The organism is Bacteroides sp. OM08-11, assembly GCF_003438665.1.
GTDB lineage: Bacteria > Bacteroidota > Bacteroidia > Bacteroidales > Bacteroidaceae > Bacteroides > Bacteroides cutis.
Genome location: NZ_QSTJ01000001.1, coordinates 849,838 through 864,742 on the forward strand (window position 1 = coordinate 849,838; position 14,905 = coordinate 864,742).

The 14,905-nt window shown below is 40.8% G+C and carries 10 protein-coding genes; 6 read left to right on the forward strand and 4 right to left on the reverse strand.

What is annotated here, in order from left to right; translation table 11 throughout:
• Positions 1–8 precede the first annotated feature (8 nt).
• From DXC10_RS03255 to DXC10_RS03265, 3 genes are read right to left on the reverse strand one after another with little or no spacing between them, the layout of a single operon-like run.
• A complete protein-coding gene (locus DXC10_RS03255) occupies positions 9–923 on the reverse strand; it encodes a DUF2156 domain-containing protein (RefSeq protein ID WP_101542291.1) in 915 nt (304 codons plus the stop codon).
• Between the two features lie 53 nt (positions 924–976).
• Complete coding sequence (locus DXC10_RS03260; RefSeq protein ID WP_101542292.1) at positions 977–1,672, reverse strand: LrgB family protein; 696 nt, start codon at positions 1,670–1,672, stop codon at positions 977–979.
• A complete protein-coding gene (locus tag DXC10_RS03265) occupies positions 1,669–2,007 on the reverse strand; it encodes a CidA/LrgA family protein (protein WP_101542293.1) in 339 nt (112 codons plus the stop codon). The genes DXC10_RS03260 and DXC10_RS03265 overlap by 4 nt, the downstream gene beginning before the upstream one ends.
• 473 nt (positions 2,008–2,480) lie before the next feature.
• On the opposite strand from DXC10_RS03265, the gene pta reads away from it, so the two are divergent.
• The 3 genes from pta to DXC10_RS03280 all read left to right on the forward strand — a co-directional run bounded on the left by pta (position 2,481) and on the right by DXC10_RS03280 (position 6,239).
• Complete coding sequence (pta, locus tag DXC10_RS03270) at positions 2,481–3,497, forward strand: phosphate acetyltransferase (protein WP_101542294.1); 1,017 nt, start codon at positions 2,481–2,483, stop codon at positions 3,495–3,497.
• A gap of 17 nt (positions 3,498–3,514) precedes the next feature.
• Complete coding sequence (locus DXC10_RS03275) at positions 3,515–4,711, forward strand: acetate kinase (RefSeq protein WP_101542295.1); 1,197 nt, start codon at positions 3,515–3,517, stop codon at positions 4,709–4,711.
• A 127-nt stretch (positions 4,712–4,838) separates the two neighbouring features.
• On the forward strand, positions 4,839–6,239 hold the full coding sequence (locus DXC10_RS03280) for an alkaline phosphatase (RefSeq protein WP_101542296.1): 1,401 nt from the start codon (positions 4,839–4,841) through the stop codon (positions 6,237–6,239).
• 71 nt (positions 6,240–6,310) lie between these two features.
• Here DXC10_RS03280 and DXC10_RS03285 read toward each other — a convergent pair whose 3' ends face one another.
• Positions 6,311–6,520, reverse strand: coding sequence for a hypothetical protein (locus DXC10_RS03285; RefSeq protein ID WP_101542297.1), 210 nt, complete (start codon positions 6,518–6,520; stop codon positions 6,311–6,313).
• Between the two features lie 338 nt (positions 6,521–6,858).
• On the opposite strand from DXC10_RS03285, the gene DXC10_RS03290 reads away from it, so the two are divergent.
• From DXC10_RS03290 to DXC10_RS03300, 3 genes are read left to right on the forward strand one after another with little or no spacing between them, the layout of a single operon-like run.
• The gene (locus tag DXC10_RS03290; protein ID WP_233519858.1) at positions 6,859–10,116 is read left to right on the forward strand and encodes a TonB-dependent receptor; all 3,258 of its coding nucleotides are present in this window, start codon (positions 6,859–6,861) and stop codon (positions 10,114–10,116) included.
• A 17-nt stretch (positions 10,117–10,133) separates the two neighbouring features.
• Positions 10,134–11,900: a RagB/SusD family nutrient uptake outer membrane protein gene (locus DXC10_RS03295; protein WP_101542298.1), complete on the forward strand. Its 1,767-nt coding sequence runs from the start codon at positions 10,134–10,136 to the stop codon at positions 11,898–11,900.
• Between the two features lie 24 nt (positions 11,901–11,924).
• Positions 11,925–14,903, forward strand: a complete 2,979-nt coding sequence (locus DXC10_RS03300) for a SusC/RagA family TonB-linked outer membrane protein (protein WP_101542299.1) — start codon at positions 11,925–11,927, stop codon at positions 14,901–14,903.
• Positions 14,904–14,905: the final 2 nt, after the last annotated feature.

Consider the following 14,905-nt stretch of genomic DNA (forward strand, 5'->3'; position numbering starts at 1 on the left):
TGACTTTTTTACCATTTAATAGCCTCCACTGGTTCATCTTTCAGACAGGCCATGTATTTTTGAAGAATAATAGTAGGCTGGTAAGACAATTTGGCCTTGCGCAATCCCTCGATACCCAAATCTTCTTCCCGGTTAATGTAAACGTATTGTTCGGGAATATGGTTGGCAAACTCATAGTTAATCATTGCATATGCGCCTTCAATATTGGTATCCGCTTTTTCCACATGTACTCCGAAAGTGTCTTGGTTGATAGGCATGCCGAAAGTGAATGCTGCAATCTTACCATCTACGTGGAGAATGCCACCCGTCAGACCCAGTTCATTGAAATGATGGAGGGCATAAATCAGTGCACGACGTTCATTGCCTGTACCCTCGTGCTGGTCGCAGTTATTCGCCTTGCACCATTCAGCTTCCAGGTCCAGACACTCCTGAATACGGTCGGGAGTAATGGGAGTATACTCATAATTATAAGTCCGTTTGAACTTGTTGACGTGGTTTCGTTTAGCCTGAAACTTCTTGCCGGCCAACGTGGCAAGATCGGTGCGCAGATAAAGGTAATCCGCATAATCACGATCTTCTGTAAACTGAAATCTTCCCGGCATGAAGGCCTCCAGTTCAGAACACATTCCTGCACAAATTCCAAGCAGGCAGAAAGGTTCTTCTTCTCGGTGTGCATCTTCTATTAATGTCTCCAGTACTTTATTTAAATTACCGTTGCCGATAGGCATCATGTACACCGGTTCTTCGTTTGCCCAGAACTTCAGTAACAGAAATCCGTCAAGAATGGCAAACTTCGTGTTGTATAGAAAACGCCAGCTACATAAGTTGGAGAATGACAGGTCACAATTTTGTCGAGGGCTGTTTAAAGTATAGGATGTAATAAGTTCCTTGTCTTGTAGTTCGATATCTTTAAATTGAATCATAGGTTCTTTTTTATGTTGTTACATTTATAAATAACAAAAATAGAGCGATTTTGTTAGAGTAATCCCAACAATCTTAAAATGGTTGGAGTTAATAATGCTGTAAGAATTCCGTTCAGAGTCAATCCGAGACTGGCGAATGCCCCGTATTTGCGGCTGATGTCCATTGCTGTTGAAGTACCTACCGCATGGGCTGCCGCTCCCAGTGAGAGACCTTGTGCCATCGGACTGCCGATATGGGTCATTTTCAAGGTTTTTACTCCGAGTATGGCGCCCAGCAGTCCGACACATACTACTACTGCTGCCGTCAACGAGGGGATACCTCCCAGAGATTTAGTAACCTCCATGGCTATCGGGGTAGTTACGGATTTAGGTGCCAGTGAATATATAATTTCATCGGAAGCTCCCATCAGCTTGGCTATCAAAACCACAGAAACCACCCCCACAATACAACCTGCCAATTGTGATAACAAGATGGGTAACAATTGTTTTTTGATGGTTTCCAATTGTAGGTACAGAGGAACACCTAGAGCCACTACGGCAGGTCTCAGCCAAAATTCTATCAGATATCCTCCTTTATTGTAAGTATCATAACTGATATTTGCCATTTTCAGGAAAATGATAAGTATGGCAATGGTGAGTAGTATGGGATTAAGTAACATAATTCCTGTCTTCTTCTGCAATAACTTTGCCAGAAAGAATATCCCGAATGTAATGGCCAGCAGGAAAAATTCGTTTTCTAAGAAGTTCATTTGATTTTACGTGTTAATTGGTGAACCCAGCCGGTGACGACAAGGACTAATACAGTACTGACTAATGATGCGATGACGATCGGCCAGAATTCTGCGGCGATAATGTCAAAATAAAGCATCAGTGCTACTCCGGGTGGGATAAAGAAGAAACCCAGATTGGCAACCAGAAAGTCGGACATTCCTTGTACCCAGTGCAGTTTTATCCAACCTAATTTCAAAAAAAGTGTGAGTAACAGCATCCCGATGATACTCGAAGGGAACTTGATACCCGTAAGAAAAACAATCAGTTCCCCCAAGGCTAAACAGCCGAAGAGGATGGCACATTGGCGAATCATATTACTAATACCTAATTATGTTATGTATTGAAAACGCCGCAAAGGTAGGCATTCTCAAGATTGCTTGTTACGTTGATGGGGATATTTCTTATAGCTTTTTGTAACGGAGGCTGATATTCAGACGTACTCTGTACTATGGCCGGATACTTTCATGGGTAATGTCTGGTTGGCGCTTCTGTATGGTGGGATGTGATTAAAAGGCTTTCAATGGTGTATTAAAAGGCTTTTAATGATGTATTAGAAGGCTTTTAATGCTATTTCGGTAATAGGGGCAATTGAGATGCCCTTTACGGGTAGGATACTTGTCTTTCATGGATATCCTGGTTGACCCTATCCGGCAGTGTTAAATATTATAATAATCTATGTTCTTGCCAATAAATATCATCGAATTTGCAATGTACATATTGCAAAATTGTGTACTTTTGTCGCGTGAATAACACGATCTACCGATTTTTATACACAATTAAAATATCATGCAAAGATTAATTAATGAAATTCTTGAGCGTGCGAAAGCGAATCGCCAACGCATTGTTCTTCCCGAAGGTACGGAAGAACGTACTTTGAAAGCAGCCAATCAAATTTTGACTGACGGTATTGCAGACCTTATTCTTATAGGTAATCCTGCTGAAATCAACGCTTGTGCAACGGAATGGGGGCTTGGTAATATCTCCAAGGCAACCATTATCGATCCGGAAAACAACCCGAAACAGGAAGAATATGCACAGTTACTGTTCGAACTGCGTAAGAAAAAAGGTATGACTATTGAGGAGGCTCGTAAATTAACGACTAATCCGCTTTATTTGGGTTGTTTGATTATCAAGAATGGTGATGCTGACGGTCAGTTGGCAGGCGCACGTAATACTACCGGTGACGTGCTTCGTCCGGCTTTGCAGATTATCAAGACTGCTCCGGGCATTACTTGCGTTTCGGGTGCGATGTTGTTGCTGACTCATGCTCCTGAATATGGTAAAAATGGTATCCTTGTGATGGGTGACGTTGCTGTAACTCCGGTACCTGATGCGGGTCAGTTGGCACAGATTGCCATTTGTACGGCACGTACAGCCAAAGCGGTTGTAGGTATGGATCCTAAGGTTGCAATGCTCAGCTTCTCTACCAAAGGTTCGGCAAAACACGAAGTGGTTGATAAAGTGGTAGAAGCTTTGAAGATTGCTAAAGAAATGGCTCCTGATATCGCTATTGACGGCGAATTGCAGGCTGATGCCGCTTTGGTTCCTGAGGTAGGTGCCAGTAAAGCTCCGGGTTCCTCCATTGCAGGTAATGCCAATGTGCTGATTGTTCCGAGCCTTGAAGTAGGAAATATTTCTTATAAGTTGGTACAACGTTTGGGACATGCAGATGCGGTAGGTCCGATTTTGCAGGGTATTGCCCGTCCGGTAAACGACCTGTCTCGCGGTTGTTCCATCGAAGATGTATATCGCATGATTGCAATTACTGCCAATCAGGCTATTGCAGCTAAAAACTCCAAATAACTTTAAATCCGAATAATATGAAAGTTTTAGTATTGAACTGCGGTAGCTCATCCATCAAGTATAAATTGTTTGATATGGATCACAAGGAGGTTATCGCTCAGGGTGGTATTGAAAAAATTGGTTTGAAAGGCTCTTTTCTGAAATTGACTTTACCTAACGGTGAGAAGAAAATTCTGGAAAAAGATATACCTGAACATACTGTAGGTGTAGAGTTTATCCTGAATACATTGATTAGTCCTGAATATGGTGCTATCAAGTCTTTGGATGAGATCAACGCCGTCGGTCACCGTATGGTGCACGGAGGGGAGAAGTTCAGCGAATCCGTATTACTGACTCAAGAAGTATTGGATGCATTTACTGCTTGCAACGACTTGGCTCCGCTTCATAACCCTGCTAATTTAAAGGGTGTAAATGCTGTTGCGGCTATTTTGCCAAATGTTCCGCAGGTGGGTGTCTTTGATACAGCTTTCCATCAGACTATGCCCGATTATGCATATATGTACGCTGTTCCTTACGAACTGTATGAGAAATATGGAGTGCGTCGTTACGGTTTCCACGGAACCTCTCACCGTTATGTATCCAAGCGCGTATGCGAATTTTTGGGTGTTCAGCCCGAAGGAAAGAAAATCATTACTTGCCACATCGGTAACGGTGGTTCCGTTTCTGCTATCAAGGATGGCAAATGTATGGATACCAGTATGGGTTTGACCCCGCTCGAAGGATTGATGATGGGTACTCGTAGCGGTGATATTGATGCAGGAGCCGTGACGTTCATTATGGAAAAGGAAAACCTGGATGCAAATGGTGTATCTAATCTTCTGAACAAGAAGAGTGGTGTACTCGGTGTTTCGGGAGTATCTAGCGATATGCGCGAACTGGAGGCAGCTGTAGCTGCCGGTAATCCAAAGGCTATCTTGGCAGAAAAGATGTATTTCTATCGTATTAAGAAATATGTAGGTGCTTACGCCGCTGCTTTAGGTGGTGTAGATATCATAGTATTTACAGGTGGTGTCGGTGAGAACCAATGTAATTGCCGTACTGAAGTATGTGGAGGGTTGGAATTTATGGGTGTCAAAGTTGATGCCAAGAAAAATGAAGTTCGTGGTGAGGAAGCAGTTATCTCAGCAGATGAGTCTAAAGTGAAAGTGGTCGTTATTCCGACGGATGAAGAGTTAATGATTGCATCGGATACAATGGCTATATTGAACAAATAATCTTTAAATGATTTTAGTGAAAGGAGAGGGAATTGCAGTGATGCGATTCCCTTTTTTATGTTCATCTTCATACTTCTGTAATCTAAAATATGTATCTTTGCTACACTTAAAATAAATGAGAAGACTTATGAGACGATTAATCTATGCATTGTTTTTTGTACTATTTGTAGGTATGGGTTATGCCCAACAGGCAAAGTACGTGTTTTATTTCATCGGTGATGGAATGGGAGTAAATCAGGTAAACGGTACGGAAATGTATCTGGCGGAACAGGAGGGACGTATCGGAGTGAAATCACTCTTGTTTACTGCATTTCCGGTAGGTACCATGGCTACCACTTTTTCTGCTACTAATTCAGTGACGGACTCTTCTGCAGCAGGTACTGCTCTTGCTACCGGTGAGAAGACGTATAATGGTGCTATTGGTATGGACGATAACAAGAATGTTTTGCAGACGGTTGCCGAAAAAGCAAAGAAAGCAGGGAAAAAAGTAGGTGTAACTACTAGTGTTAGTATAGATCATGCTACTCCTGCCGCATTCTATGCTCATCAGCCTAGTCGTAATATGTATTATGAGATTGCTCTTGACTTGCCGAAGGCTAATCTAGACTTCTATGCAGGCGGTGGTTTTCTGAAACCGACCACAACTGCTGATAAAAAGAAGGCTCCGAGTATTTTCCCTATTATTGAAGAAGCCGGTTATACTATTGCCAGAGGACTGGATGAGTACAATGCCAAAGCGGCAGATGCAAAAAAGATGGTTCTTATTCAGAAGAAAGGTGCCAATCCATCTTGTTTGCCATATGCTATCGACCGTAAGGAAGGTGACCTGACATTGGCTCAGATTACGGAAAGTGCTATTTCTTTCTTGACGAAAGAAAACAAGAAAGGTTTCTTCTTGATGGTAGAAGGTGGAAAGATTGACTGGGCTTGTCATGGAAATGATCCTGCCACGACTTTTGAAGAAGTGATTGATCTGGATAATGCTGTGAAGGTAGCCTATGAATTCTATAAGAAACATCCAAAGGAAACTTTGATTGTTGTAACAGCCGACCACGAAACAGGTGGTTTGGGGTTGGGTACTACCAAATATGAATTGTTCTTGAAAGCTTTGTCTAATCAGAAACAGTCTCAGGATATGTTGTCCAAAGCTATTTCAGATTTGCGCAAGGCAAAAGGTAATAAAGTGTCTTGGGAGGAAGTGAAAGAATTGCTTGGCGACAAGATGGGTTTCTGGAGAACTCTGCCATTGTCTTGGGAACAGGAAAAAATGCTTCGTGATGAATACGAAAGTTCATTTGTAAAGAATAAGGTTGTATTTGAGGAGAGCCTTTATGCCAAAACCGAGCCATTGGCTGCCGTTGCAAGGAAAGTGATGAGCCAGATTGCTATGGTGGGTTGGACGAGCCCGAACCATACAGCAGGATATGTCCCTGTATTTGCAGTAGGAGCTGGTTCTGACTTATTTGTCGGTAAGATGGATAATACGGAAATACCTAAACGTATTGCGAAAGCGGCTGGTTACAAATAAAATTTTCCAAGGATATTTTTCTATAAAAGAACGGAGCGTATCGGATTATTTTCCGATACGCTCCATTTTTGTTATTCCAAATCTTTCTTGATTATCTCATCCATTTCCTTGATAAGTTTCTTCCGTTCTTTAACGGATTTCACTTTTTTCTCTTTATACCCAAGGTCAGTACGTTCGGAAACATCTTCACTCCATTCCTCAAATTCATTCTTTGCCGGACGTCCATTGGGGTCTATATTTTCTTCGGCAATAGAATCATGTCTATAAATCATATCATCCATAACAATGTCGTTTAAGTGGTTATGATAATACTACAAATTTCTGTCAAAAAGGTTCCGGGTATTTGTTCTTTTTTACAATCATTCATATTCCTTCGCTCAGTTTTTTCGTTATGTTATACTTTTTGTTTTTCATTGATAATCAGCAGGTAAAAACTCCTCTAAATACAAATTTGATATCCTTTTCTACATAATTACAAGGGTTTTTGGATATAAATAAAATATTTCTGGACGTTATAGAATGTATAAATGCCTTAAATATCTGACCTTTGTTGAACTTCAAGATGAAGACTTGAAGCTGATCTCAGAAACGAAATGATGTTAATCAAAATCGATTTAGTATGAAGAAACTTTTTAATTGGAACATGCAGAGAGCCGCATTGACAGCTATGTGCATTCAGCCTTTCTTGTGGAGTGGAGGAATGTGTTATGCTTTGGATGCAGATGCCCGACCGGGAAATTCAAGAATCGGGTCGGAAAAAGAGTTAGTCAATTATGAATATCAGCAGAATAAGGGTATTCAGGTTGTAGGAACGGTTACCGATGCCAATGGAGAATCGGTCATTGGAGCTACGGTACGTGTAAAAGGTACTACTACAGGTGTCATCACGGATATAGATGGACATTATCAGATAGCGATTCCGGATGGAAACGTCGTTCTTGAGTTTTCATTTATCGGATATCAGACCCAGGAAATAAAAGTCAATGGACGAAAGAGTATTAATGTCAGTTTGCAGGAAAATGTACAAGCTTTAGAAGAAGTGACGGTGGTAGCGTATGGCGTACAGAAGAAAGCTACTCTTACCGGAGCTATTTCAAGTGTAGGTACGGATGCTTTGTTGAAATCACCGAGTGCCAGTGTTGCCAACTCATTGGCAGGTCAGTTACCGGGTGTATCTTCCATGCAAGTCAGTGGACAACCGGGTGCTGATGATGCGAAGATATTCGTGCGTGGTGTGGGCTCTTTGACAGAAGGAGGCGCAGCTCCACTTATCTTGGTGGATGGGGTGGAACGTAGCTTTTCACAGATGGATCCCAATGAGATAGAGTCTATCAATGTTCTGAAAGATGCCTCTGCTACAGCTGTATTCGGTGTGCGTGGAGCTAATGGTGTTGTATTGGTGACAACACGTCGCGGACAAGAAGGAAAAGCTAAGGTATCTATAAACTCAACCGTAGGTTTACAGGTGCCTACTCGTGTACTGGATATTGCAGACAGCTATACGACCGCTTTATGTTATAATGAGGGGCAACGTAATGATGGAATGCCGGAAGACCAAATGGCATTTAATACATACGATTTGGAAAGATTTCGTTTAGGGGATGATCCGATTATGTATCCTAATATTAATTGGTATAAGGAGCTGACTAACAAAGTTGCGGTTCAGACGCAACATAATTTGAATATTTCGGGAGGTACGAAGGATATCCGTTATTTCATATCCTTAGGATTTCTATATCAGAATGGTTTGTTCAAACAGCTAAAAGGTTTGGACTATAATAATAACTATAATTATTCGCGTTATAATTATCGTGCCAATCTGGATGTCAATTTAACCCCTACTACTACATTGAAATTCAATATGGGTGGTATTTTGGGGAACCGCCGTCAGCCTGTTGCTGATATATGGCAGAATTTTGCTTCTACATGGCCTTTTTCTTCTCCGGGATTGGTAGATGGAAAGAAAGTGGTACATCAGGATACCCGCTATCCTAATTTAGCTATGTCTAATCAAGTGTTTGATAAATATTATGGTTCTGGTTATCAACGCCGTTTGTCCAATAACATGACATTTGACTTGAATTTGGTACAAAAGCTTGATTTTATAACCAAAGGTTTATCTGTGGATATCAAGGGATCTTATAATACTGATTATTCCTATATAAGGCAAGTGAATGGCCATGTAGAAACCTATACTCCTTTCTATAAATCGGAAATTGACGGTTCTGGACTTAGTAAAGATGATCCTGCTTTTGACAAGACGGTAGTTTATCGTGTAAGCGGGCAGAATTCGATGAAAACATACGGTGATGGTAGCCGTAGTCGTGGGCGTGATTGGTATCTGGAAGGAAGTATCCGCTATAACCGTAAGTTTGGCAATCATAGTATAGGTGCTTTGTTCCTGTATAACCAGAGTAAGAAATATTATCCGAAGAACTATTCGGACGTTCCGACTGCTTATGTAGGTTTTGTTGGTCGTTTGACGTATGATTATAAGTCAAAGTATATGGCCGAGTTCAATATCGGGCACAATGGTTCCGAGAATTTTGCGCCGGATAAACGTTTCGGAACTTTTCCGGCAGGTTCTATCGGTTATATTTTGACGGAAGAGAAGTTCTTCCCTAAAAATGATTATCTGACTTATCTTAAGATTCGTGCTTCTATCGGATTGGTTGGAAATGATAATATGTCCAGTAACCGTTTTTTGTATCTACCGGATGCGTATTCTATTAATGATAACGCTTATGTAGAAAGCCAAACAAATTATTATGATAGAAATGGCTATGTATTCGGTTTGACTAATACAGCCTATGAACTCGCTGCTAGAGAAATTCGCTTGGGAAATTCAAATGTTACTTGGGAGACGGCGTTAAAACATAATTATGGTATAGATGCTTACTTCTTCAAAGACCGTTTACGTTTATCTGTCGATTATTTCATGGAAAAACGTAAGGATATTCTTATACAACGCCAAACAGTTCCTTACCTGATTGCGATGGGAGGCGGCTTGTTGCCAGTAGTCAATATGGGTAAGGTGGATAATAAAGGATATGAGATCGATTTGAAATGGAATGATAAGATCCGTGATTTCTCTTATTACATAAATGCTAATCTTTCTTATTCTAAAAATAAGATTGTATATCAAGACGAGGTAGAACCGAATGAACCTTATCAATGGCGTACGGGAAATGAAGTGGGAGCTCGTTACGGATATGTAGCATTAGGCTTTTATAATAAAGATGATTTCAATGAAGATGGTTCTTTGAAGGAGGGGTTGCCACGACCGTTGGCTACAGTCTATCCCGGTGATGTGAAATATGCCGATTTGAACAATGATAACGTGATAGATAATGATGATCAAAAGAAGATCGGAAATCCCAAGCGTCCGGCTTATACATTTGGTTTGAATTTTGGTGCTGAATATAAAGGTGTTTTCTTTTCTATGAACTGGACGGGAGTGGCAGAATGTGACATTATGATGGCTAATACCTATAGAAACCCAATGTTTAATAAGACATTAGGTGGTGTGTTCTATCAATATCTGGTGGATGGACGTTGGACGGAGGAAACTGCTGCAACGGCTGAATATCCACGTTTTACATATAATACGAATTCTCATAACCAAGCCACATCGCGTGTATGGATCAAAGACGCCTCTTATGTTAAATTGAAGAACTTGACAGTTGGGTATAATATTGCCAATAAAAAGGTTCTGAAAGCTATCGGTGCTTCCAAACTTACCGTACAGTTTACAGGATATAATCTTTTGACTTTTGACAAACTGAAGGTGTTCGATCCGGAAGGTGAACTGACGCGTGATAACAATACTTATCCCGTTATGAAGATTTTCAGTTTGGGCGTGAATGCAACCTTTTAACCATTTAAATTGAAGATATGAAAACTATAGGTAAAATAATCTCTTTGGGAGTATTGGCCGCTATGATCGTCGGCTGTGAGGACCTGAAATTCGGAAATAATTTTCTGGAGAAACCAGTAAGTGACGAGGTATCACTTGACACTGTTTTTTCATCAAAGAAATATGCAGATCAGGCTTTGAATCAATTCTATAAGACTTTGCCCGATTATCTGCCTGCTTCACAAGGTTATCACTACGAGGCTCTTATACTGGATGTCTTTTCTGATATAGGATATACATCACGTTTGTCTTGGAATCATGGTTCTATTACAGCTGCGGATAAAGGAAGTAAATTCCCCTATCAATTGTCTAACGGTAATGTGACAGGTGATCCGACATTTGGAATAAGAAAGGCTTATATCTATCTTGAGAATGTAGATAAAGTTCCGGATATGTCTGATGAAGAAAAGAGGGTACGTAAAGCAGAGGCTAAAGTAGTAATAGCCTATCATTATACAGATATGATTCGTTATTATGGAGGTATGCCGTGGATTGATCATGCCTATAAAGCTGATGAAACATTTTTATTCCCTCGTTTGACACTGGAAGAAACGGTCTCAAGAACAGTGGAACTGTTAGACGAAGCGGCTAAAGACTTGCCGTGGTATACAACGGATGCGGAGTATGGACACATGACAGCTGCTGTTGCTAAAGCGTTGAAGTTCCGTTTACTGACTTTTGTTGCCAGTCCGTTGTTTAATAATACAGAAGCTTATTATGAAGGACAGGCTTCTACAGATCATTTGGCTTGGTATGGAGATTACCAGGAGAGTCGCTGGATGGCTGCATTGGAAGCCGGTAGGGAATTTTTACGGCTGAATAAACAAAATGGAGATTATTATCGGATAGAGAATACCGGTGATCCGCGCGAAGATTATGTGAACGGTTATTTCACAAAAGGAAACCGGGAAGTAGTGATGGCTTCTTTCCGTTGGGGATTTTATACTGCCAGTAATAAGGCTTATCGTATGTATGATCAAGGATATGGGATGCCTCGCAGTAGTCATGCCGATATGTTTTTATGGAAAGATGGTTCTAAATTTGACTGGAATAATCCGGAACATCGAGCACATCCATTTTTTGATGAAGCGGGTAAACCGACTCGTGATATTCGTTTGTATGAGACCCTGATTGTAAATGAAGATAAATGGCAGGGAAGAAAAGCGGAGGTCTATATCGGAGGGCGTGAAGGATATGGAACCGGATCCAATGTGGGAAGTAAGACCCAGTTTGGTTATGGATTTCGAAAATTCATTCGTGATAAAAAAAATGAAATGGATAAGAAACCCTATTCTTGTCCTCTTGTACGCATGCCTGAAATTTATTTAAGTATGGCCGAAGTTATGAATCAGTTAGGACAAGCTTCTACAGATGATGAATTCGGTATGGATGCGTATGATTATCTGAATTTGGTACATACACGTGCCGGATTGCCTGAGGTCTTGGCGAGTGAGGTTCCGATGGGAGAGCCTTTGTTAAACTATTTGTTGGATGAACGTGCCCGTGAATTTGGTCAGGAGGATATACGTCATCATGATATGAGACGTTATCGGAAAGGAGCCGAGTGGGCAACACGTCCTTTGGAGATACTGGAAACGAGAAAGGTTGGAAATAATTTTGAATATGCCATCAGCATCCGTAATGATATCAAATATCTCTGGTATGATCATTGGTATTTGTTACCATTTCCAGTAACAGAAATCAATAAGAAATATGGTCTAATTCAGAATCCCGGTTGGGAATAAAAATTAATGAATAAACGAAAGATTATGAAGAAATTTCTATATACAATAGGATTAGCACTTACTTGTTCATTGGGTATGATGGCACAAACGGTGAATGGAGTAGTGAAAGATATCCATGGGAAACCGCTTCCCGGAGTAAAAGTATCTCGGGTAGGTGAAATGAGGAACAATAGCGTGACTGATAATAACGGTGTGTTTGCACTGGATCTGGAAAAGGGAGACTATATAGAACTGAACTATGCCGATGTAGTAATGAAACGGGTAAGGGTAGACGGAGAGTCACTCACCATAGTTCTGGACTCAAAGAAAGATGCTGTAGTAGATTTAGGATTTGTGAGACGTACTGAAGAGACACAAACCCAATCGGTATCTACCATTTATGCTGATCAGCTGGAAAAGTCTTCAACTTCCATGTATAAAGTGAATAACTCATTGTTCGGTTTGCTTTCCGGATTGCATTTGTCACAGAATGTAGGATGGCATGCCAATGCTGATATGCGTGTTCGTGGACAAGGAGGACTGAACGGTGCTGCTCCACTTATTTTAGTGGATGGTTTCCGCCGTGCACTCGATCATTCTATTCTTGAAGAAATAGAATCGGTACAGGTTTTGAAAGATGGTGCAGCTACTGCACTTTACGGAGCTAGGGCTGCCAATGGTGTGATTTTGGTAAACACGAAACGAGGTGCCTATAATTCATTCGATATAGATGTGAATTATCGTCACGGTTTCAACTTACCGATTAATCAACCGGAGATGGCAGATGCCTATACGTATGCTATGGCGCAGAATGAAGCGTTATATTATGACGGACTTCCTTTACAATACACATCTACACAACTGGAGATGTTCAAAAATGGGTCTAATCCTCTTTACTATCCCAATGTGGATTGGGTGAAAGAAGGTATGCGTGACATGAGCGAAAATAATCAGTTTAATCTGGTGGTACGTGGTGGAGGAAAACGTGCGCGTTATCTGGCTATGCTTGATTACAAAAACGAGTTCGGATTGCTGAATGAAAATTATACGCATTATTCTGAACGTTATAACTCACAGATCCGTGAATATGATTTGTCTTTACGTATGAATTTAGATGTGGACATTACGGAAAGTACAAAAGTAAAGTTCGATTTATTCGGTGTGATTACTGAAGATAAGCGCCCCAATACGGGAATAGATGCTATTTTCCAAAATCTATATAAGGTCCCGGCCACTGCTTTCCCAATAAAGACCATCAATAATAATTGGGGAAGTAATACCATCTTTAAGATGAATCCGATTGCAGCTATTGCCGATGTTGGCTACGTTCAACAAAACCGTCGTTTGCTGTATGGTGATATGCGGTTGACACAGGATTTTTCCATGTTCCTTAAAGGCTTGAGTGCAGAACTGGCTGTGGGTTATGATAATTCGGCTGTATTTGAGGAGATAGGTAGTAAGAGTTATATGTATGAGGTAAGTTACTTAGCAGACAACGGGTTACCGGTGAGTCAAACGTATGGAACGAATACTACCATGCAAATATCTTCTTCCAAACTGAGTAGCCAGATACTTCGTCATAGCGTGGAGGCTAAATTGAACTATGATCGTGCATTTGGTAGTCATCAGGTAGCTGCGGCTGTCGTATATCGTCAGGATGGAGAAGATGGCCTGGAAAGGAACGCTTCTTATTATCGCCAGAATGTAATGGGTGTTTTAGGTTATAATTATAACAATCGTTACATGGTGGATTTTGTAGGTAATTATTATGGGACGAGTATTCTGTTGAAAGGCGATAAGTTCCGTTTTTATCCGGCTGTGTCTGCGGGATGGAACCTGGCTAATGAAGCATTCTTACAGGATGTATCTTATTTAGATTTGTTGAAGTTGCGTGCTTCGTGGGGTAAATCGGCTATTGATAATTTAAGTTACGGACTTGGTAATCATTTCTGGACCGGAAGTGGAAAGTATCCTTTTGGGGATGGTATGACTGATGTTAATGGTTTAAGAGAACAGAAGTTACCGATACGCCAATTAAATCTGGAAACAGCTACCAAATACAATATAGGTGTAGATGTACGTCTCTGGAACAATTTGACTGCCACCGCAGAATATTATTACGACCATCGTACGGATATCTTATGTTCTAATAATAAGGTTTCTTCCATACTGGGTATCACGGCTCCTCAACAGAATATAGGTGAGGTAAAGAGTCAGGGTATTGAATTGAGTCTGGGGTGGAACGATCAGATTAAAGACTTTAAATATTACGCAAATGCCAATTGGGCTTGGAATGGTAGTGAAGTCATTGAAAATGGACAAGCTTACCAACCATACGATTATTTGTATACCAAAGGACATAAAGTAGGACAATTGTTCGGTTTGGAAGCTATCGGGTATTTCCGTGATGAGAAAGATATTACCGATAGTCCGGAGCAGACTTTCTCTACAGTACGTCCGGGTGATATCAAATATAAAGATCAAAACGGTGACAATAGAATCGATAGTGAAGACCGGGTAGCCATTGGTAAATCAACAGCTGTTCCCGAAATGGTTTACGGTTTGAACTTGGGCTTCGAGTACAGAGGTATCGGAATTGATATGGTATTCAATGGTATCAGTGGACTTACCAAACAGTTGAATGTTGCCAATGTACACCGGCCGCTTCGTAATGGTAATACGAACATTGCTACCTGGTATCTGAAGGATAAAGTACGCTGGACAGAACAGACTAAGGATATTGCCAATCTTCCACGCCTCTCCACATTATCCAATGAAAACAACTATCAGGCAAGTACTCAATGGATAGCCGACGGTTCGTTCTTTAAGCTCCGTACGCTGAATGTACACTACACATTGCCTCAGAAGTGGTCGCAAAAGATGAAGATGGATAAATTCCAAGTTTATGCAAGAGCCGAAAATGTATTCTCTATTGACAAGATTGACTATTTCAATTGTGAGGATATCGCTTTGGGATATCCCGATCTGTTTACGGTATATGTCGGTTTGAATATTAATTTCTAAAA

Bases quoted from the DNA above. Each gene is read 5' to 3' on its own strand.
- DXC10_RS03280 (WP_101542296.1), top strand. From the start codon at position 4,839: ATGAGACGATTAATCTATGCATTGTTTTTTGTACTATTTGTAGGTATG.
- DXC10_RS03285 (WP_101542297.1), bottom strand. From the start codon at position 6,520: ATGGATGATATGATTTATAGACATGATTCTATTGCCGAAGAAAATATA.
- DXC10_RS03260 (WP_101542292.1), bottom strand. From the start codon at position 1,672: ATGAACTTCTTAGAAAACGAATTTTTCCTGCTGGCCATTACATTCGGG.
- DXC10_RS03300 (WP_101542299.1), top strand. From the start codon at position 11,925: ATGAAGAAATTTCTATATACAATAGGATTAGCACTTACTTGTTCATTG.
- DXC10_RS03255 (WP_101542291.1), bottom strand. From the start codon at position 923: ATGATTCAATTTAAAGATATCGAACTACAAGACAAGGAACTTATTACA.
- DXC10_RS03265 (WP_101542293.1), bottom strand. From the start codon at position 2,007: ATGATTCGCCAATGTGCCATCCTCTTCGGCTGTTTAGCCTTGGGGGAA.
- DXC10_RS03290 (WP_233519858.1), top strand. From the start codon at position 6,859: ATGAAGAAACTTTTTAATTGGAACATGCAGAGAGCCGCATTGACAGCT.
- pta (WP_101542294.1), top strand. From the start codon at position 2,481: ATGCAAAGATTAATTAATGAAATTCTTGAGCGTGCGAAAGCGAATCGC.
- DXC10_RS03275 (WP_101542295.1), top strand. From the start codon at position 3,515: ATGAAAGTTTTAGTATTGAACTGCGGTAGCTCATCCATCAAGTATAAA.
- DXC10_RS03295 (WP_101542298.1), top strand. From the start codon at position 10,134: ATGAAAACTATAGGTAAAATAATCTCTTTGGGAGTATTGGCCGCTATG.